Below are 19,397 nucleotides of genomic sequence, written 5' to 3'. Positions count from 1 at the left end.
GTCGGACGGACTCGCGCCCGCCACTTCTAAGGGCGAGCCGGGGCGCTCCAGCCGGGCGACCTGCCGAGCGTGGTCAGCACCAGCTCCAGCGTGTCGGCGCGCGGCGGGGCGAGCAGAGCGGGTCGGAACGGCGCCGCCGGGCCGAGCCTGCGCTCGTCGTCCGGCACGCGAAGGGCGAACACCAGAGCGGCTTCGGTGATCTCGTCGTCCAGGTCGGGACTGGTTCCGAGGGCCCGCGCCAGGTCCCAGCCGTGGACCACGTAGTCCAGGAAGTGGAACCCGATCGCGACCGAGGCGGGGAACGTGATGGTGTCGCTGATCTCCGGGAGGGCGAACTCCCGGGTGAGCACGCTCTGCGGGGCGAAGGCGTCGAGGACCGCCTCTGCCGCCGCGCGATAGGACTTCAACGGTTCGTCGCCGAGTGCGCCGGGCTGCCAGACGGAGGCGTCGGCGCCGTTCCCCGCCGCGGCCGCGGCGAAGCCGTGGTGCTGACCCGCCATATGGGACACCAGCTGGCGCAGCGTCCAGTCGGCACACGGAGTGGGGAGGTCCCAGTCCCGGGGGTCCGACTCCTCCAGGAGGCGTACGGTCTCCAGCACGGCGGCTCGGTCCAGCTTCCGGATGTCCATGCGGAACCTTTCGGCGGGTGTGGTCCCACGCAGACGTCTCCTGACGGAGTGCGCGAGCAGAAAAACAATAGCACGATCGTACGTTCAGTTATGGCCATGGCAGGATGCCCGGCCGATCGGGCCGGGCATCCTCGTCGCTCGGGCCGACCGGACGCTACCGGTGCGACCGCGCCGCCCGCTCGTGGACGAACGCGGCCAGCCTGCCCACGCCCTCACTGATCTGCTCTGGCGTCAGGGCGCTGCATGACAGGCGGAGTTGGCGCTCGCCACCGCCCTCCAGGTAGAAGTCGCTCATCGGAGTCCAGAGCACGCCGAAGTTCCGCGCCGAATCCTCGAGGGCCTTCGCGTCGGCGATGAAGGGCACGTTCACCACGAGGAAGAAGCCGCCGTCCGGCTGATTCCAGTCGACCCCGAGCGCCCGCCGCCGTTCGGCGGGGAAGTGCCGGTCCAACTCGCCGAGCAGGGTGTTGAGATTGGCCCGGTAGAAAGCGATGGCCTCGGCGTTGGCCTCGCGGAGCCGGCAGCCGGACTCGATGAGCAGCCCGCCGATGACGGCCTGACTGATGGCCGAGGTGTTGACCGTGGTCATGCTCTTGATCTTGGACAACTGGTCGGCCAGCAGGGTCCGTTCGCCCCTCGCTCCGACCACCTCCTGATCGGCGACCACGTAGCCCACGCGTGCGCCCGGCAGAGCGGTCTTCGCGAACGAACCGAGGTGCAGCACCCGTCGCTCACGGTCCAGGGCCTTGAGGGTGGGCCTGGCGGAGCCTACCCGTACGAAGAACCCGTACGGATCGTCCTCCAGGATCAGCAGGTCCTCCTGGGCGGCGATCTCCAGCAGCCGCTCCCGGGCGGCGAGGGTCATGCTCGCGCCGGACGGATTGGCGAAGTCGGGCACGACGTACAACGCGCGCGGCCGCCCCCCGGCGGCCCGCGTCCGGCGCACGGCCTCCAGGACCGCCTCGGGGTCCGGCCCGTCCCCGCCCTCCCGGACGGGGCGCACCGCGATGTCGAGCAGCCGCGCCGCCCCGGTGACCCCGATGTAGCAGGGCGAGCTGACGAGCAGCGTGTCGTCCGGTCGCGCGAACAGGGCCCGCAGGGTCAAAAGCATCGCCTCCTGGCACCCGGTCGTCACGACCACCGACTCCGCGCTGACGTGGATGTCCTCGTCATGGGCGAGGGTGCGGGCGATGAGGTCGTGGATGATGCCGTTGGTGCGCCCGTACTGGAAGAGCTGGGTGCGCACGCGCTCCTGGGACCAGCCGAGACCGTGCTCCAGGTGATCGGTGTAGGTGCGCAGATGGCGTGCCAGGTCGTCCGTGGCGAAGCCGCCCTCCGACGGCCTGCCGGGGGCGAACGAGAGGGCTTCGGGGAAGCGTGAGACGACCTCGTTGAGGAAGTTCATCGCGTCGAGCACCGGATCGGTGAGGGACGCGTGCAGATCGGCGAGGGCCAGTGTCCGCCCCGCCACGGTGGTGATGTCGCCCATCGGATCAGCCTCTCGTCGCGGCGTCGGCGAAGGCGGCGCGCAGGTACCCCGCGGCCTGGTCGACGGCCCGGCGGCCCGCGTCCAAGGAACCCGCCATGGCGAAGAAGCCGTGGGCCACGCCCTGGTAGCGGGTCGACTCGACCGGGACGCCGGCGGCGCGCAGGAGCTCGGCGTACTGTTCGCCCTCGTCCCGCAGCGGGTCGTACTCCGCGGTGATCACCAGGGCGGGAGGCAGCCCCGAGTGGTCGTGGGCGCGCAGGGGGGAGACGAGGGGGTTGCCGCCGTCCTCGGGCGACGCCAGGTAGTTGTCCCAGTACCACTGCACGGACTTGGCGTTGAAGAGCAGGGGATCGGTGTTGTCGCGGAGCGACGGGGTGTCCGCGAGGTGATCGGTGTTGGGGTAGACGAGCACCTGGGCCAGCAGATCCGGGCCGCCCGACTCCCTGGCCATGAGCGTCACGGCGGCGGCGAGATTGCCTCCCGCGCTGTCGCCTCCGACAGCCACGCTGGTGCTGTCGCCGCCGAACCGTCCGGCGTGCTCGACCGCCCAGCGCACGCCGGCGAAGCAGTCGTCGGGCGCGGCCGGGAACTTGTTCTCCGGCGCGAGCCGGTAGCCCACCGCGACGGTGACGCAGCCGACCGCGTTGGTCAGGCTCCGGCAGATCGCGTCACCGGTCTCGAGGGAGCCCAGCGTCCAGCCACCGCCGAAGAAGTAGACCAGCACGGGCAGCGGGCCCTTGACGTCCGGCCGGTAGATCCGGACCGGGAGGGGCCCGCCGGGCCCGGGCATCGACTCGTCGACGACGCTCCCGACCGGCTCAGGGGTCCCCGAGTCGGCCTGGATCGCGGCGAGGTCGGCGGCCCGCGCCTCGTCGAGCGTCATGGTGTAGAGCGGGCGGACGCCCTGCGCTGCACGCCGGTCGTACAGCTCCTGGAGCTGTGGATCAAAGGGCATGGTGCCTCCGGGCCAGGGGTGCGCGGCAGTCATGACCGCGCACGGACGGTGTCAGGGGGTGAGGGGCAGCAGCGAGGGGTCGGTCGCGACGCCTCGGAGACGGTGCAGAATGCCGTCGGCTGCCTTGCTGTAGCAGGTGAAGTTGTCGTGCAGAACGGATTCGGCGTTGGCCATCTCCAGGAGGGCGACGATCTCGAAGGCGAGTTGGGGAATGTCCGTGTCCTCCCCGACCTCACCCGCGCGCCGGGCCTCGTCGATGGTTCGCTCCAGGAGGGTGAACCAGTTGCCGTGCGCCCCGGCGACCGTATCGTGCACCTTGCCCTCGCGGGCGTCGTATTCGGCCGAGACCGAGTAGAAGAAGCAGCCTCCGGGGAAGACCCGCTGCTCGGAGTAGGTGAGCCAGTTGCGGCAGAGCAGCCACACCTGCCCGAGGCCCGGGGGGAGTTCACGGGCCGGCTGCACGACATACGCGGTGTAGACCTTGATGGCGGCGCGTACGGTGGCGAGCTGCAACTCCACCTTGGAGCCGAAGAGCGCGAACACGCCGCTCTTGCTGAGCCCCAGTTCATTCGCCAGTCGCCCTAAGGACAGGCCTTCGAGACCCTCGACCGATGCGATGCGCACAGCGCGCTGAAGGATCAACCGCCGTGTCTGGTTGCCGCGTTCGACTCGCCCATCGGCGCGCGTCACACTCACGCGACCTCCTCAATCTTCCCTGGGGCCCGTGAGGGCCCGGTCACTGTACTAAGTGGACGACCGTGCTGTCATTGTGCGAGAGTACGGTAAGCGTACGGTCGTGCGGTTATCTGAAGCGCGCGGGTTCGACGGTCGGCGGGGGATGCGGGATGGCGGCGTTGACGCTGGATGAGTACAGGTCGGTGGCGAAGGCGCGGCTGCCCCGCCCGGTGTGGGACTTCCTGGAGGGCGGGAGCGGTACCGAGTCGATGCTGACGGCGGGCCGTGAGGCGCTCGACAGGATCAGGCTGCGCCCGCGCTGCCTGGTCGACGTCTCGGCGTGTGAGCCCGCCGCGTCGCTGCTGGGGGCGGCGCTGGCGGCCCCCCTGGGGGTCGCGCCCATGGCCTACCATCAACTCGCTCACCCGGACGGCGAGGTGGCGACCGCACGTGCGGCGGGCGCCGCGGGCGCGCTGCTGACCGTGAGCATGTTCGCCAGCCGCAGCCTGGAGGACATCGCCGCGGCCGCGACCGGCCCGCTCTGGCTGCAGCTCTACTGGCTCAGACGCCGGGAGCCGATGCTCGAACTGATCCGCCGGGCGGAGGGCGCCGGATACCGGGCGCTGGTTCTGACGGTCGACGCGCCCCGGGTGGCGTACCGGCCGCGGGACGCGCGAAATGGCTTCTCCCTCCCCGAGGGCATCCGGGCCGTCAACGTCGACCCTTCCGTGATGTCCGCCTCTCACGACGGAAAGGCGGGGGAGTCCGCTATCGCGCGGCATTCGAAGGAACAATTTGACCCGTCTATTACCTGGGCGGACCTCGAGTGGCTGCGTGAGCGTACGCCGCTGCCGCTGGTATTGAAGGGCGTGCTCACCGGTGAGGACGCCGAACTTGCCGCCGAACACGGAGTCGAGGGGCTTGTCGTCTCGAATCACGGTGGCCGGCAGCTGGACTTCGCGAGACCTGCGGCGGACGCCCTTCCGGAGGTCGTGAAAGCCGTGGGCGGTCGTTGTGCCGTGATTCTCGACGGAGCGATCCGCCATGGCGCCGACGTCGCGAAGGCTCTGTGCCTGGGCGCGGACGCGGTGCTCGTCGGGCGGCCGGTCCTGTGGGGCCTGGCGCACTCCGGGGCTGACGGCGTCTCGGCCGTCCTGGGGGGACTGCTGGACGAGTTCGCCGAGGTGATGGCGCTGATGGGGGCCCCACGCGTCGCGGATTTCAAGAGTTCAGGAATTGTTCATTCCTGAACTGGTCTTTTAACTGAACCAGTCGGCAGTGCTTCGTCGATTCAACCGTCGACACAGGTTCATTTTGCCATGCCCGGAAAGCGGGCCCGTGCGGCCTGCGGCACGGCTACTCGTAAGTATTAAGTAAGAGAAGGTTTCACTTGATTACCCGGTGGTAGTGCGTGACGATGGATCTGCCGGCGAGGAAATGAGAGCGCGGCGCTGAATGACCGTTACGCCGGGAACAAAGCTGTTCCGGCGGCGTTTCGGATCTTGTTCGAGAACTGGGATAGGTGGGGATTCCTGTGGGGGGAACGGTGCCTGGGAGGCCCGTTTGCGTCGAGGGCGCCTGGGTTGACGATGTATTACTCCAGGGGGGCGGGGACGACATCGCCCTCCATCTGGGCCGGCCGGTGAGCCGGGCCGAGCTGCGACGTCTCGTCGAGGAGCAGCAGGAGCGTCTGGAAGCTTTCGGCCTGGCTGCGGCGGGCACGGTCGCCGTGCGGCTGCCGCCCTCGCTGAGCTGTATCGTTGCGATGCTCGCCGGTTGGCGCAGCGGGGCCCAAGTGGCTCTGCTCGACTATCGACTGACGACCCACGAGGTGGGGCAGGCGGTCGCCCGGCTGGCACCGCAGCTGGTCATCGAACCGGCACTCGACGTCAGCGGCACCCTGCGCGGCTTCTTCGACGTCGACACCCGGATCACCCCGCTGCGCGGCGGCCGTCCGGCCGCCTCCGACCACGTGCTGCTGCAGTTGAGCTCCGGGTCCACGGGGCCCTCCAAGGTCATCGGCCGCACCGCTGAGGGCCTGCTCACGGAGATCGACCGCTACACGCGGCTGGACGGCTTTCCGCGCCGCGGCGAACGCACCGTCGTGCTCGCCTCGATCGTCCACGTCCTCGGCCTCGTGGGAGGCCTCCTCTACGGACTCGCCGCGGGGGTGCAAGTGGTCCTGCCCGCACGGCAGACGGTCGACGGCATCCTCAAGGCCGTCGCGGCGGGGGAGGAGCCCACGACCATCCTCGGAGTCCCCTCCCAGGCCGCGGTGCTCGCCGCGGCGCAGACACCGCCCCGGCTGCCCCAGTTGCGGCGGATGATCACCGGGGGCGAGCTGGTCAAGACGGACGTCTGGGAGCGGTTCACCCGAGGCTACGGCGCCGAGCTGGGAGTCATGTACGGCATGACCGAGGTCGGCGTCATCGCCACCGACCTCACCGGCTCCGAGCGGCCCCGCCTCGCCCCGGCCCCGGGCATCCGGGTGCGGGTCGAGGAGGGAGAGATCCTGCTCGGCCTGCCGGGCAGCCCCTACGTCGGCCTGTCGGACCCGAAGCGCTACGTGGACGGCTGGCTGCACACCAAGGACGCGGGCAGCCTCGACGAAGCGACCGGCCTGCTCACCGTCCACGGCCGGCTCGACTCACAGGTGTCCATCGGCGGACTGAAGGTGGACCTCTCCGAGGTCGAGGCGTCCATCTCCGCCCTGCCGGGCGTGTCCGAGGCGGTCGTCGTGCACGGCACGGGGATCGAGGCCTTCGTGATGGTCGAGGAGCAAGCGGCCTTCGACGGCATCGCCGGCAGCCTCGCGGACCGCCTGGCCCCGTACAAACGGCCCCGCACACTCAACCTCCTGACGGAACTCCCACGGACCGCCACCGGGAAACCGGTGCGCAACGCGGAGATCCTGCGGGCCGCCGTGAAGTCCGCGGCCGCCGCACGAACGGCTCAGCTCCACGCGGCCGGCGAGACCCGGTGAATCCGGACGCGCACCGGTTGGGAGCGCTCCTCGCTCCCCGTCCCGGCACGCTGGGCGACACCGATCAGCAGACGGCCGCAGTCGACGAGGACGGCCCCGGACACCACCTCCCCACCAGCGGGCAGCGGACGTAGGGCCGGCGAGCCCTCCCCGGGGGGCCACTGCTCCGGAAGCGGAACCCTCCGGCTCATGCCGCCCCGGCGCAGGCCCCGGCCGAGCGCCTTGCCCACCGACTCCTTCTGCGTCCACAGCCAGAGGAACCCGGCCGGCCGGTCCTCCACGGCCAGCCCCGCCACCCAGTCGGCCTCGACCGGGTCGAGCCACGCCCGAGCCATCGCCTCGGCGCGCAACCGACGTACGACTTCCACATCCACGCCCACCGCAGCCCCCCAGGTCAGCGCGACAGCCAGCGCACCGCGCCCATGCGTGACGCTGACCCCAAGAGCGTGACCGGCGCCCCGGAGAACCGGGCGACCGCCGTCCTCATGCTCCAACCAGACTTCGGATAGCGGGACATCGAGCACATCGGCCGCGGCCCGCACCAACAAGGTGTGCGCCTTTCGCCGCTCGTCCCCATCCGTGGTGCACCACAGCACCGTCACCGTGTCCGGGTCACGTCCCGGGCGCCTGTCCATGAAGAGGAGTCAATCAAATGTCCACCGAGGTTGAGAAGTTCATCATCGAGGCGCTGAAGAACATGAACTACGACGTCACGGACGTCACCGGCGACACCCCGCTGGGCCCGGCCGGTCTGGACCTGGAGTCCCTCTCCGTCGCCGAGATCGCCATCCAGGTGGAGGACACCTACGGCGTGAAATTCGAGGAGGACGAGATGGAGACCGTCGCGCTGTTCACCGTCGCGGGCCTCGTGAAGGAGATCGTCGAGCGGGCCTCGGCCGCCGCCGCTGCCAAGTGACACCCGGGCCGACGCCGGCCCGTGGAGAACGCCCTCCCTGCCCGCGTGCCTCCGGGCACGGGCGGGCGAGGGCGGCCCGGAACCCCTGAGCCGGGGTGGACCGGGCGCCCCCGCACCGCCCTCTACCGCAGGGCGCCGTACGCACAGAGTTCGATCCAGAGATGGGGACACCGGGGAATGAACCCGAAGAACGAGCGCGCCGAACTCGCGGCAGACCAAAGACTGGGCGTCGGCAACGTCCTGACGGAGCTTCTCGCCCGCGGCACCGCCTTGGACACGCCGACGCTGACCTTCGACACCGAGGTCGACGGGCGCCCTGCCTGGCAGGCCCTGACCCTGGCCGAGCTGGGAGAGCGGGTGGCCGCCCGCGCCGCCGCACTGCACGACCTCGGAGTCAAGCCGAGAGACCCGGTCGCCGTCTTCGTGACGGCCGGCGCGGACCAGGTGCTCAGCTATCTGGCCCTGGTGCGCCTCGGCGCGATCCCGGCCCTCGTCAACGGCAAGGTCCCCGTCGAACAGGTCGGCGAGTACATCAAGCGGCTCGGCGCCGTCGGCGTCATCGCCGACGGCCCGCACTGGTCCCAGCTGACCTCGGTCAACACCGTGACCCCACTGCTCGCGGACCCGGCCGATCTGGGCAAGGGCGACCCGGCCGCCGCGCCCAAGCCCTACCGGCACCACGGCAAGGAGCCCGCGGTCATCACGCACTCCTCCGGGACCACCGGCTTGCCCAAGGCCGTGATCCACTCGCACCACAGCCTGTTCGCGGCCATCCGGCACCGGCTGACGCTCCCCAAGGGGCAGGGCGTCGACCGGATGCTGGGCGCCCTCCCGTCCGCCCACGCGGCCACGGTCATCGCCGTCAACCTGGCGCTCACCAACCGCGCGCAACTGGCCGTGCTCTCCCAGCAGACCGGAGGCCCGGTGCTCGACGCCATCGAGTCCTGGCGCCCGCACAGCGTGCTCGGCTTCGCCACCACCTGGTCCGAGCTGGCCGGCGAAGACCTCTCCCGGCGCGACCTCGACTCCGTCAGCACCTGGTGGAACACCGGTGACTGCGCGCACGAGGCGCACATCCGCAAGCTCATCGCCGTGGGCTCGCGGGAGACCGTCAGCTCCAAGGGGCGGGCCCGGCGCGCCGGTTCGTTCTTCGTGGACGGTCTCGGCTCCTCCGAGATGGGGCACTCCCAGTTCTTCATCACCCACACTCCCGACACCGTTCGCTACGGCCGGTGCATCGGCAAACCGCACGCCTTCTCGGACGTGGCCGTCATCGACGACGACGGTGAGAAGCTCGGCGTAGGGCAGGTGGGCCAGCTCGCCATCGACGCCCCCACGCTGTCCCTCGGTTACTGGAACGACTCCGTGACCACCTACCGCACCCGCCGGGACGGTTACTTCCTCACCGGTGACCTCGTCTACCGCGACGAGGAGGGTTACTACTACCACGTCGACCGCGCGGTGGACGCCGTGGACCTGGGGGAGGGGCAGAAGCTCTTCACCATGCTCTGCGAGGAGCAGGTCCTGGCGCAGTGCGCCGACGTGCTCGAGTGCACGGTGGTCGCCGTGCGGACCGACGACCGCGTCGCCACCTCCGTCCTGCTGTTCCTCGACCCGCAGGCCGACCAGGACGCCGACCGGACCGAGGAGGTCCTGGCCGCCCTCGACCCCCATGTGGCCCGCACCGTGGAACGTGTCGTCGCCGTCAGCCCGGACCGCATCCCGCTCGGGGCCACCGGCAAGGTGCGCAAGATCCTGCTGCGCCAGCGCTTCCTCGACGGCGAGTTGCTCGGCTCCTCTGCCGCTGGGCAGGTGGCGGCATGACCGGGCGCACCGAGCAGTCGAAAGCCGTCATCACGGGACTGGGAACCTTCACCCCGCTCGGCCGCGGCGCGTCCGACACCTTCGACGCGCTCTGCCACGGCAAGTCCGGGCTGCGCAGGCCGCCCGCCGGGCACCTCCTCGAAGGCAGCGTCGACGTGGCCGGCATCGCGCCGGACATCGAGGCGCGCGAGGTGCTGCCGCCCAGCGAGGGCCGCCTCGTCGACCGCTACGCCCTGATGGCCCTGGCCGCGGCGGACGACGCGCTCCTCGACGCCGGCATCGTCGTCGGGCAGAACGCCGACCCGCACCGCGTCGCCGTCGTCGTCTCCAGCGGGGCGGGCGGACTGACGACGTACGAGGCACAGGCCGTCGCGCGCAACCAGCGCGGCCCCACCGCCGTCAGCCCGTACCTCCTCCCGGGCATGCTGCCGAACATGGCGGCCGCCCGCATCGCCATCAAGTACGGCATCCGGGGCTGGAGCTCGGCCATCGCCACCGCGTGTGCCGCCGGCGCCCACGCGGTGGCGGAGGCCGCCCGCCTCATCCGGTACGGCGAGGCCGACGTGGTGGTCTGCGGCGGGGCGGAGGCCCCCCTCAACCCCACCTCCGCGCTTGCCTTCGCCCACGCCAGGGCGCTCGCCCACGGCTGGGACGACCCGGAGGCCGCCAGCCGCCCCTTCGACCGCCGGCGCAACGGATTCGTACTGGCCGAAGGCGCGGGCGTGCTCGTCGTCGAGCGCGCCGAGCACGCGGACGCCCGGGGAGCTTCGGGCTACGCCGACCTCCTCGGCTGGGGCGCCACCACCGACGCCTACCGGCCCACCGCGCCGCGCCCCGACGGCGAGGGCGCCGCGCAGGCCATGCGCGGGGCGCTCGCCACCGGCGGTCTGGCCCCGGGCGACGTCGGCTACGTCAACGCGCACGGCACGTCGACCAAGCTCGGCGACATCGCCGAGACGAAGGCCGTCCACGCCGTCTTCGGCGAGCGCTCGCCGGCCGTCAGCAGCACGAAGTCCATGACCGGCCACCTCCTGGGCGGCTCCGGCGCCGTCGAGGCGGCCATCTGCGCCCTCGCGATCTCGCGGGGCCAGCTGCCGCCCACCCACAACCTCGACGAGGTCGACCCGGCCTGCGACGTGGACCACGTCCGCGGCCAGGCCAGACAGCAGCGGATCGAAGCCGCGATCTCCAACTCCTTCGCCTTCGGCGGCCACAACGTCAGCCTGCTGTTCGGTGCGGCCAGTACGCGCGAGAAGCGCTAGAGAAAGGGAAAACAGACGTGAATATCGGAGCCGTCGACCATGTCGAGTTCTATGTCGGGGACGCACAGCAGTCGGCGTTCTTCCTCTGCACCGCGTTCGGGTTCCGGGTCTGCGGCCAGGCGGGCCCCGAGACCGGGCTGCCCGACCGGCGCTCCCTGTTGCTGCGTCAGGGGGGCATCGAGATCGTCCTGACCTCCGCGCTGACCGCGGAGCACCCGGCGGCCGCGTATGTGGCCCAGCACGGTGACGGGGTGGCCAACATCGCGTTCGAGGTCCCCGACGCCGCCAAGGCGTTCGCCCTGGCGGTGGAGCGGGGGGCCACCGCCGTCGAGCAGCCGCAGGCGCACAGCAAGGACGGTACCGAGGTCGTCACCGCTTCCGTGCTCGGCTTCGGCGACGTGGCCCACCGCTTCGTCCAGCGCGCCGGTGACCGCAAGCAGTTCCTGCCCGGCGTCATGGACATCTTCACCGAGGACCCCGACCGGGGCGAGGACCGGCTGACCACCGTGGACCACGCGGCGATATGCCTGCCCGCCGGCCAGTTGGGCCCCATCGTCGCCTTCTACGAGAAGGTCTTCGGCTTCAGCCAGATCTTCGAGGAGTTCATCGAGGTCGGCGAACAGGCCATGGACTCCAAGGTGGTGCAGAGCCCCTCGGGGCAGGTCACCTTCACCCTCATCGAGCCGGTGGCCGACCGCAAGCCCGGCCAGATCGACCAGTTCCTGGAGCGCCACAACGGCGCCGGCGTCCAGCACCTCGCCCTCCTCGCCGACGACATCGTGGCCACCGTGCCCGCCTTGGAGGCCCGCGGGGTGAAGTTCCTGGAGACCCCCGACGCCTACTACGACGAGCTGGAACAGCGTCTCGGCCGCCCCGAGCTGAAGATCGAGGACCTCAGGCGCACCAACGTCCTGGTCGACCAGGACCACTGGGGCCAGGTCTTCCAGATCTTCACCCAGTCCCTGCACGTGCGGAAGACCTTCTTCTGGGAGGTCATCGACCGGCACGGCGCCCGCACGTTCGGCAGCGGCAACATCAAGGCCCTCTACGAGGCAGTGGCCCGTGAGAAGGCGACCGCCTGACCTCCGGGCCGCCCGTACGCACCGCATCACTCGCACCGAAGGAAGACCGTGACTGTTCAGGAATCCGCACCGTTCACCCTCACAGGGGAGGAGCTAGACCTCCTCCCCACCGACGAGGACGTCACCTTCTACGCCGAGCACGGCTGGTACCTCTCGAAGAAGCTGTTCACCGACGAAGAGGTGGACCTCCTCGAATCGGCCAGCGAACGCTTCTACGCCGGCCACCGCGACCGCACCCTGCCCGCCCGACCGCCCAAGCTCGCCTACTGGGAGCCGGCCGACGGCGACGTGCAGCGCCACAACGACTACATCCACTACGAGGACGACACGATCGGCCGCATCCTGCGCAAGCCGCTGCTCGGCGCGGTGGCCGCCCGGCTGGCAGAGGCCGAGTCGATCCGGGTCTTCCAGTCGACGCTGATCTTCAAGCCGCCGGTCGCGGAAGAGGCGTCGAACATCGTGCCCTGGCACTTCGACCGCCACTACTGGTCCACGTCCACCTCCGAGCGGATGCTGACCGCGTTCATCCCCTTCCACGACTGTGACGAGGAGATGGGCACGATCACCATGGTGGACGGCAGCCACAACTGGAAGGAGACCGCGGACAACGACGCGACCTCCCTCCACTTCGCCGAGCGGGACCGCGGCGAACTGGAGGTCATGCTCCAGGAGAACGCCGAGTACAACGGCGCCGAGGTGCGCAAGATCCCCGTCCGCATCCCGAAGGGCCACGTCAACTTCCACCACTGCCGCACCTACCACGGCAGCGGCCCGAACCGCAGCGACCGGCCGCGCCGCGCCATCTCCTTCCACCTCCAGGACGGTGACAACCGCTACCGCGACTTCTACCGCTCGGACGGCACGAAGGTGGCGTACAACCACGACATGCTGGTGCGCAGGACCGCTGAGGGAACGCCGGACTACAGCGACCCCGAGTATCTGCCGGTGTTGTGGAGCAGCCGCTGATGCGCAGTGCCGCAGTGGTCGGAACCGGCCTCATCGGTACGTCGATCGCCCTGGCCCTGCGGGGCCGGGGTGTGACCACCTATCTGCTCGACCGGGACCCGGAGACGGCCCGCACCGCGGCCGGGCTGGGCGCCGGCCTGGCGGCAGTCCCGCGTACACCGGTGGACCTGGCGATCCTCGCGGTCCCGCCGCAGCATGTGGCCCGGGCCCTGCACGAGCACCAACATCTCAACCTGGCGCACGACTTCACCGACGCGGCGAGCGTCAAGGCCAAACCGCAGGCGGAGGCGGCCGCGCTGGGCTGCGACCTCAGCCGCTACGTGGGAGGCCACCCCATGGCGGGCCGGGAGCAGTCCGGCCCGCTCGCCGCCAGGGGTGACCTCTTCCAGGGCCGCCCCTGGGTGCTCACTCCGGCAGAGGGCGCCGGTCGGCGGGCCCTCGACCGGACCATGGAGCTCGCCGAGCTGTGCGGCGCCCGCCCGGTCGTGATGGGCCACGAACAGCACGACCGGGCGGTGGCCCTCATCTCGCACACCCCGCATGTGGTGGCCAGCCTGCTGGCAGCGCGCCTGCTCCACGGCGACGAGGCCGAACTCCAGCTCGCCGGCCAGGGGTTGCGCGATGTGACCCGCATCGCTGGTGGGGACGCCGAGCTGTGGACCGACATCATCGGCTCCAACGCGAGCGCCGTCGCCGATGTGCTCGCCGAGATCGTCCTGGACCTGCGGGTGGTCGTGGAGGCCCTGGCCGACCTGGGGACGGGAGCGCCGGAGCGCCCCCGCATCAGCAGAGAGCACCTCACCACCGCCCTCGTCCGCGGGGTGCAGGGCCGCGGCCGGATTCCGGCGGGAGTCGTGAGCGGGCCGGCGGCGGCCGTGAGCGGGCTGCGGCTGAGCGGCGCGGCCGTCGGCGGCTGAGGCACGGCGACTGCGGCTTCGGGGCCCGCTTCGTCGCCCCCGGCGGGCGCGCGACAGGCCCAGGCCGTGTCTTCGGGGCGCCCGCACACCACAGGCGTGCGGGCGCCTTCGCCCGTAGGCCGCCCCGAGCATCTCCTTGCCGCCGGGATTCCGCCGACGGCTTCTGGGCCTGCTGGTCCGGGACTTGACGGGCCGTCCGCACGACACCGGGGCGCTTCGCCTCCGGAGCCCCTGCCCGCCCGGTGCGCCGGGGGCGAGGACGGCGGACACCCGCCCCGGAGTAAACTCCGTGACGCTCCAGCCCCGGACGCCGCCGCGGACACCGTGACGAGACCGATCCGGGACCCGCGCCCGGACCACGAGATGATGGGAGAGCTGACGAGGTGGACTCCGCCCCGCCCCCCGCACACCCCGGCACCGCCGCCGACGCCGGGCTGCTCAGCCCGGTACGGGCCGGCACCCCGGCGGAAGCCGCCACGTCCGACGCCGCCTGGCTCCAGGCGATGCTCGACGCGGAGGCCGCCCTGGTGCGCGCCCAGGCGAGCCTCGGCAACGTACCGGCCGATGCGGCCGAGGCGATCACCGCACTGGCCCGTGCCGACCGGCTGGATCTCCGGGAGATCGCCGTGCTCAGCCGGGGCGCGGCCAACCCGGTGGTGGCCGTGGTCCGTTCGTTCACCGCTCTCGTGGCGGACGAGGCCCCGCACGCCGCCGACTACGTACACCGGGGATCGACCAGCCAGGACATCTTCGACACCGCGTCGATGCTCGTCGCCGGCCGTACTCTGGACCTTCTGACAGCGGACCTGGACGCCATCGCCGCGTCCCTGCGGACGCTGGCCGGCGAGCACACGCGCACGCTCATGGCCGGACGCACCCTGGCCCTCCACGCGGTGCCCACCACCTTCGGCCTCAAAGCGGCCGGCTGGCTGGCGGCGGTCGGTGACGCCGCGGACCGGCTGCGCCGACTGAGGGCCGAAGGCCTGTTCCTCCAACTCGGAGGGGCTGCGGGAACCCTGGCCGGATACGTCGAGTACGAACGGCTCCACCGGGAGACGCGGCACGAATCCCTGGCCGAGGGGTACGCGGCACGGCTGACCGAGCGGTTCGCCGCAGAGACCGGCCTCCGCGCCCCCGTACTGCCCTGGCACAGCCACCGCGCCCCCGTCGCCGCGCTCGCCGCCGAACTCTCCCTGACCGCCGGCGTACTGGGCAAGATCGCGGTGGACGTGCAGTCGCTCGCCCGGACGGAGACCGCCGAGGTGGCGGAGCCCGCGGCGGCCGGCCGGGGCGTCTCCTCCGCCATGCCGCAGAAGCGGAACCCCGCACTGGCCACCCTGATCCGCTCGGCCGCCCTGCAGGTGCCCGCCTACGCCGGTGTGCTGGCGCAGGCCATGCTGTCCGAGGACGAACGCTCCGCCGGCGCCTGGCACGCCGAGTGGCAGCCGCTGCGCGAGTGCCTGCGGCTGACCGGAGGGGCCGCGCACACCGCACGCGAGCTGGTGGCCGGCCTGGAGGTCTTCGCCGGACGGATGCGCAGGAACCTGGACCTGACCGGGGGACTGATCGTTACGGAGCGACTGGCGGCCGTGCTGGCCCCGGCGCTGGGCAAGGCCGCGGCGAAGGAGGTCATGAGTCGCGCCGCGCGCACGGCCGCCGCCTCCGGGCGGCCCCTCGCGGAGGTGCTCGCCGACGAGGGGGCCGTCGCCGAACGGTTCGACGCACAGGACCTGGCGCGGTTGCTCGACCCGGCCGGCTACACGGGCGCGGCCGAGGAGCTGACGGCGCACGCACTGCGGCGGTACGCGAAACGCCCCCCGGAGGCCGGGCCGTGAACCGCTGGACGCACCGCACGGGACGGCGAGCCGGCTCCCGGGCGGGCACGCGGGGCAGACGAGCCGCCGGTGGAGCGAGCCGCTGAGGACCCGGCACGCGAGGCCCTGTGCGCTTCGAGCGCGTCGCGACGTGAGCAAGCCGCCCTCTCCGGCGTCGCCTTCCCCCGGCCGCCCCCTCCCCCCTCACGACAGTTCGCCGTCGCGGAGGAAGCCGAGGCCACCGGTGCGCGGAGACGGGCCTCCCCGGCAGGCGTCGTGGGCTCGAACGTCTCGGCGCTCCCCCTTCGGGCGACGTCGACAGCCGGCGGCGCCGGGGGAGCAGCCCCGGATCTCGCCGACCGCGCCCCCCGGCCCGCGCGTGGCCGGAGCTGCGATCAGCAGCCAGACGCCAGGCGCGGGACGCCCGGGCCCCGCCGGCGAGCGGGAACGCTGCGCGGGTCCGGCCGGCCGCACCGTGCCAACCCAGTGGCTCCCGCGCCACCTCCACCGTGGCGGCCCCGGTAGGCGGCGTCGCCGGGCCGCGGCAGCGCGCGCGCGTGGAGCAGGGAGACGAAGCGGGGGTCAGCCGCGGAGGACGCCGGGCGCCTGGTTGGCGGGCAGCGCACTCCACTTGCCGCTCCTGCCCAGCCACCCCTCGCCGTCCGGCAGCGGTTCGACGCGTGTGGTGGCCAGGGGGAGCTCGGCCGACAGCCGGGCGTTCCACTCCAGGGCCGGCACGAGCTCGGGCGGCAGCTCCTCCTCCGGATAGATCGCGTCGGCAGGGCACGCCTCCACGCAGTTCCCGCAGTCGATGCACTCCTCGGGATCGATCACCAGGAAGGTTCCTGCCTCGCGGAAGCAGGCGACCGGGCAGTAGGTGACGCACTCCGCGAACTTGCAGTTGACGCACTGCTCGGTGACCACGTGCGTCACGCCATGGCCTCCCCGGCTCGGCCCCGCAGGCTGTCGCGGCCCGCGGCGGCGGCCTTGAGCAGCTCGGCGTGGCGCTCGGAGAAGCGGCGCCCGTCCTCCAGGCCGCGCTCGTAGGCCTTGACGAGTCCCTCCGGGGACGCCGCCGCGTAGTCGACGCCCAGGTGCTTGAGGTCTTCTTCCGGCTTGACGACCAGGACCTTCGCGCCGTGCAGGGTGGAGCCGTCGGCGATCTCCTCGGAGGCGTAGAGGTCGCGGAAGACCGGGAAGGGGTCGTTGCCGATCGCTATCAGCACGGACACCCCCTTGGCCGCCACCTCACGCGCCGGGCAGGAGCAGGTGTACGAGGCGTCGACGTAGGCCGCCCCGTCCACCTCGGCCGGTGTGGCCCAGGCGTGCAGCATGCGCGTCGAGGCGTAGGAGACCGCGTCGTAGTTGTCCGCCGTCAGCCGCGGCTCGTCGCCGTCCGCCGTGGCGCGGTTGGAGAAGACGGTCGCGGCCAGGTTCTCCGTCACCCAGGTGCGGTCTCCTGAGAAGACGTTGCGCAGCAGCTGCTTGCCGAGCGCTTTGGCCTCCGGGCCCTGGGTGGCCTCCGCGGCCTCCGCGGTGGTGACCTTGCTGGTGGCCAGCAGGAACTCCGGGGCCTCGGGTCCGAAGAGCTCGCCGCGGATCAGCGGGCCGTACTCGGCGATGCTGTCGAGCGCGACGCGGCTCATGCCCTTCTCCGCTACGCCCCCCGCCGCGCCGATCCAGTAGTCGACCCCGATCCGCCGTGCGTGGCCGATCGCGGCGAGACCGCCGGACAGCCCGGAGGAGGAGGCGGCGCCGTACACGTGCGCGCGCAGCCCGCGCTCCTCGAAGGCGGACAGCACTCCGTGGCCGTACACGCCCTTGAGCATGCCCGAGGCGACGGCGATCCCCAGGCCGTGCGTGGTGTCGGCGTCGGTCATGGCAGAGACTTCCCCTCGCGCTGTGCGGGGGAGGCGGTGCCCGACGAGGGGGCGTCCTTCAGCAGGTGCTCATCGATGAGGCCGTCCAGGTGGTCTTTGATCCACTGGTTCGGACCGGGGCTGGTGTCAGCCGCTTCGTCGGCGGGGGAAGCGGAGTGCGGGAGCGTCATGCCGGCCTCCAAGAAAAAGAGTTGACCGCCCATACATTAGCACGACCGTCCGTGCATGTTTCTGATCCGGGCGGGGTCGGCATGAAATATGAGCGAACGGTCGTGCTAATATTTGACCCGTACCGACCGACCTGGAGGGCGTGGAATGGAACCCGCCACAGGGGCCGCCGACGCGGCCCTGAGTGACAAGGGCGAGCAGCTGTTCGACCTCTTCCGCCGACCGCAGGGCCGTAGCAGGCCACGGCCGGACGAGCGGGCGGCCATGGAAAGCGCGCGGACGAGCGAACTGACCGTCAACGGCAAGGTGGCGGTCGTCTACCGCTGGGGGACGGGCGAGCGCCCCGTGCTCCTCGTCCACGGCTGGGAGTCGCGCGCGTCGCGCTACGCGAAGGCCGTCGCCCGCCTCCTCGAACTGGGCTTCAGTCCGGTGTCCTTCGACGCCCCCGGCCACGGCGAGGCCACCGGCGACACCACCACGCTGGTGGAGTACGTCGAGATCATCGCCCGGCTGCATCGTGAGCACGGCACGTTCGAGGCCATAGTGGCGCACTCGTTCGGCGCCACCGCGACCTTCGTCGCCCTGCAGCAGGCGGTGTGCGCCCGGCGGGTCGTCGCGATCAGCACGGTCCCCGACTTCTCCTACCTGGTGGACGCGTTCGCCGTCGGCCTGAGCCTCGAACCGCCCCTCGCGGCGGAGGTTCGCGGCCGCCTCGAACGCCAGGTTTACCCGGCCGAGACGGACATGTGGTCGCGCTTCTCGGTCTTCCACGGCTCCGAGGCCGTGCGGATTCCGCTTCTCTTCATCCACGACGAGGACGACACCATGGTCGACGCCGGCCAGGGCCGGCGCATCGCCGAGTTCTTCGGCGACCGGGCCCGGCTGGTCCTCACGCGCAGATTCGGGCACCTGCGCATACTCGGAGCCCCCCAAGTCGTCGCGGAGATAGCGGACTTCGTCTCCTGCGACACCACAGTGCAGAAGTCCGGGACCGAGGTGGCAGCACGATGAGCGGCATACTCGCAGGCCAGCGCATTCTGGTGACCGGAGTGCTGATGGAGTCCTCCATCGCCTTCCACGCCGCCCGGATCGCCCAGGAACAGGGCGCGGAGGTGGTGCTCACCGGGTACGGACGGCTCAGCCTGGTCGAACGCATCGCCAAGAGGCTGCCGCGGCCGGCCCCGCTGATCGAGCTCGACGTCCAGGACACGGGGCACCTGGAGAGCCTCGCGGACCGGGTCCGCGAGAGCGTCGGCCCGGACGCCCGCCTCGACGGCGTGGTGCACTCCATCGCCTTCGCGCCGCAGGACGCGCTCGGCGGCAACTTCCTGGACACCGGCTGGGACTCCGTCGCGACCGCCGTCGAAGTCTCCGCGTACTCGCTGAAGGCGCTGGCCGTCGCCGCCCTGCCGCTGATGCGGGAGCGCGGCGGTTCCATCGTCGGTCTGGACTTCGACGCCCAGGTCGCCTGGCCCGCGTACGACTGGATGGGCGTGGCCAAGGCCGCGCTCGAATCCACCTCGCGCTACGTCGCCAGGGACCTCGGCCCGCACGGCATCCGCTGCAACCTGGTGGCGGCCGGCCCGATCAAGACGATGGCGGCCAAGTCCATCCCGGGATTCGACACGTTCCGCGAGGTGTGGAGCACGCGCGCTCCCATCGGCTGGGACCTGTCCGACCCGGAACCGGCGGCGCGTGCGGTGGTGGCGCTGCTCTCCGACTGGTTCCCCCGGACGACCGGCGAGATCGTGCACGTCGACGGAGGGGTGCACGCCATCGGGGCGTGAGGCCGCCCCCTTTGCGGTCGGCGAGGCGCTGTGGGCGGCGCGCGCCCCCG

Annotated in this window: 19 protein-coding genes; 11 read left to right on the top strand and 8 right to left on the bottom strand. The window is 71.6% G+C overall.

Annotated elements, in window-relative coordinates; translation table 11 throughout:
• Positions 1-26 precede the first annotated feature (26 nt).
• The 4 genes from V9U70_RS14990 to V9U70_RS14975 form a co-directional block, all read right to left on the bottom strand.
• Entirely contained in the window at positions 27-629 is a 603-nt protein-coding gene (locus V9U70_RS14990) for a TIGR03086 family metal-binding protein (RefSeq protein ID WP_336675549.1), read from the bottom strand.
• Positions 630-783: 154 nt separating this feature from the next.
• Positions 784-2,118 (bottom strand): aminotransferase-like domain-containing protein, encoded by a 1,335-nt coding sequence (locus V9U70_RS14985; RefSeq protein ID WP_336675547.1) that lies wholly within the window; start codon positions 2,116-2,118, stop codon positions 784-786.
• A 4-nt stretch (positions 2,119-2,122) separates the two neighbouring features.
• Positions 2,123-3,073: an alpha/beta hydrolase gene (locus V9U70_RS14980; RefSeq protein WP_336675546.1), complete on the bottom strand. Its 951-nt coding sequence runs from the start codon at positions 3,071-3,073 to the stop codon at positions 2,123-2,125.
• A 51-nt stretch (positions 3,074-3,124) separates the two neighbouring features.
• A complete protein-coding gene (locus tag V9U70_RS14975; protein ID WP_336675543.1) occupies positions 3,125-3,769 on the bottom strand; it encodes a TetR/AcrR family transcriptional regulator in 645 nt (214 codons plus the stop codon).
• Positions 3,770-3,918: 149 nt separating this feature from the next.
• Here V9U70_RS14975 and V9U70_RS14970 point away from each other — a divergent pair, with 149 nt between their 5' ends.
• Together V9U70_RS14970 and V9U70_RS14965 are read left to right on the top strand one after the other, a co-directional pair.
• The gene (locus V9U70_RS14970; protein ID WP_336675541.1) at positions 3,919-4,998 is read left to right on the top strand and encodes an alpha-hydroxy acid oxidase; all 1,080 of its coding nucleotides are present in this window, start codon (positions 3,919-3,921) and stop codon (positions 4,996-4,998) included.
• A gap of 296 nt (positions 4,999-5,294) precedes the next feature.
• Complete coding sequence (locus tag V9U70_RS14965) at positions 5,295-6,731, top strand: class I adenylate-forming enzyme family protein (RefSeq protein WP_336675539.1); 1,437 nt, start codon at positions 5,295-5,297, stop codon at positions 6,729-6,731.
• Here the strand turns inward: V9U70_RS14965 and V9U70_RS14960 are convergent.
• Positions 6,701-7,366, bottom strand: coding sequence for a 4'-phosphopantetheinyl transferase family protein (locus V9U70_RS14960; RefSeq protein WP_336675537.1), 666 nt, complete (start codon positions 7,364-7,366; stop codon positions 6,701-6,703). The two genes, V9U70_RS14965 and V9U70_RS14960, sit on opposite strands and share 31 nt — an antisense overlap.
• A 17-nt stretch (positions 7,367-7,383) precedes the next feature.
• On the opposite strand from V9U70_RS14960, the gene V9U70_RS14955 reads away from it, so the two are divergent.
• The 7 genes from V9U70_RS14955 to V9U70_RS14925 all read left to right on the top strand — a co-directional run bounded on the left by V9U70_RS14955 (position 7,384) and on the right by V9U70_RS14925 (position 15,533).
• Positions 7,384-7,647: an acyl carrier protein gene (locus tag V9U70_RS14955; RefSeq protein ID WP_336675535.1), complete on the top strand. Its 264-nt coding sequence runs from the start codon at positions 7,384-7,386 to the stop codon at positions 7,645-7,647.
• Positions 7,648-7,824: 177 nt separating this feature from the next.
• Positions 7,825-9,471: a class I adenylate-forming enzyme family protein gene (locus V9U70_RS14950; RefSeq protein ID WP_336675533.1), complete on the top strand. Its 1,647-nt coding sequence runs from the start codon at positions 7,825-7,827 to the stop codon at positions 9,469-9,471.
• Positions 9,468-10,733 (top strand): beta-ketoacyl-[acyl-carrier-protein] synthase family protein, encoded by a 1,266-nt coding sequence (locus tag V9U70_RS14945; RefSeq protein ID WP_336675531.1) that lies wholly within the window; start codon positions 9,468-9,470, stop codon positions 10,731-10,733. Before V9U70_RS14950 ends, V9U70_RS14945 begins: the two co-directional genes overlap by 4 nt.
• Positions 10,734-10,750: 17 nt before the next feature.
• A complete protein-coding gene (hppD, locus tag V9U70_RS14940; RefSeq protein ID WP_336675529.1) occupies positions 10,751-11,815 on the top strand; it encodes a 4-hydroxyphenylpyruvate dioxygenase in 1,065 nt (354 codons plus the stop codon).
• Between the two features lie 48 nt (positions 11,816-11,863).
• Entirely contained in the window at positions 11,864-12,781 is a 918-nt protein-coding gene (locus tag V9U70_RS14935; protein ID WP_336675528.1) for a phytanoyl-CoA dioxygenase family protein, read from the top strand.
• Positions 12,781-13,698 carry a prephenate dehydrogenase gene (locus tag V9U70_RS14930; protein WP_336675526.1) on the top strand — a complete coding sequence of 306 codons (918 nt, stop codon included), beginning with the start codon at positions 12,781-12,783 and terminating at the stop codon, positions 13,696-13,698. Before V9U70_RS14935 ends, V9U70_RS14930 begins: the two co-directional genes overlap by 1 nt.
• A gap of 383 nt (positions 13,699-14,081) precedes the next feature.
• Positions 14,082-15,533, top strand: a complete 1,452-nt coding sequence (locus tag V9U70_RS14925) for a nitrosuccinate lyase (protein ID WP_336675524.1) — start codon at positions 14,082-14,084, stop codon at positions 15,531-15,533.
• 561 nt (positions 15,534-16,094) lie between these two features.
• On the opposite strand, the gene V9U70_RS14920 is transcribed toward V9U70_RS14925, so the two are convergent.
• Genes V9U70_RS14920 through V9U70_RS14910 form a run of 3 tightly spaced genes read right to left on the bottom strand, consistent with a single transcriptional unit; the run spans position 16,095 to position 17,562 of the window.
• The gene (locus V9U70_RS14920; protein ID WP_336675522.1) at positions 16,095-16,445 is read right to left on the bottom strand and encodes a ferredoxin family protein; all 351 of its coding nucleotides are present in this window, start codon (positions 16,443-16,445) and stop codon (positions 16,095-16,097) included.
• Positions 16,442-17,392 (bottom strand): hypothetical protein, encoded by a 951-nt coding sequence (locus V9U70_RS14915; protein WP_336675520.1) that lies wholly within the window; start codon positions 17,390-17,392, stop codon positions 16,442-16,444. The genes V9U70_RS14920 and V9U70_RS14915 overlap by 4 nt, the downstream gene beginning before the upstream one ends.
• A complete protein-coding gene (locus V9U70_RS14910; protein ID WP_336675518.1) occupies positions 17,389-17,562 on the bottom strand; it encodes a hypothetical protein in 174 nt (57 codons plus the stop codon). Before V9U70_RS14910 ends, V9U70_RS14915 begins: the two co-directional genes overlap by 4 nt.
• Positions 17,563-17,707: 145 nt before the next feature.
• Here V9U70_RS14910 and V9U70_RS14905 point away from each other — a divergent pair, with 145 nt between their 5' ends.
• Both V9U70_RS14905 and fabI read left to right on the top strand, forming a co-directional pair.
• Positions 17,708-18,571, top strand: coding sequence for an alpha/beta hydrolase (locus V9U70_RS14905; RefSeq protein ID WP_336675517.1), 864 nt, complete (start codon positions 17,708-17,710; stop codon positions 18,569-18,571).
• Positions 18,568-19,347: an enoyl-ACP reductase FabI gene (fabI, locus tag V9U70_RS14900; RefSeq protein WP_336675515.1), complete on the top strand. Its 780-nt coding sequence runs from the start codon at positions 18,568-18,570 to the stop codon at positions 19,345-19,347. Before V9U70_RS14905 ends, fabI begins: the two co-directional genes overlap by 4 nt.
• Positions 19,348-19,397: the final 50 nt, after the last annotated feature.

The sequence above is a fragment of the Streptomyces pratensis genome (genome assembly GCF_037137275.1).
GTDB classification, from domain to species: Bacteria; Actinomycetota; Actinomycetes; order Streptomycetales; family Streptomycetaceae; genus Streptomyces; species Streptomyces pratensis_B.
The sequence above is the reverse complement of the archived record's forward strand: the minus strand, read 5'-3'. Positions and strand labels throughout refer to the sequence as shown.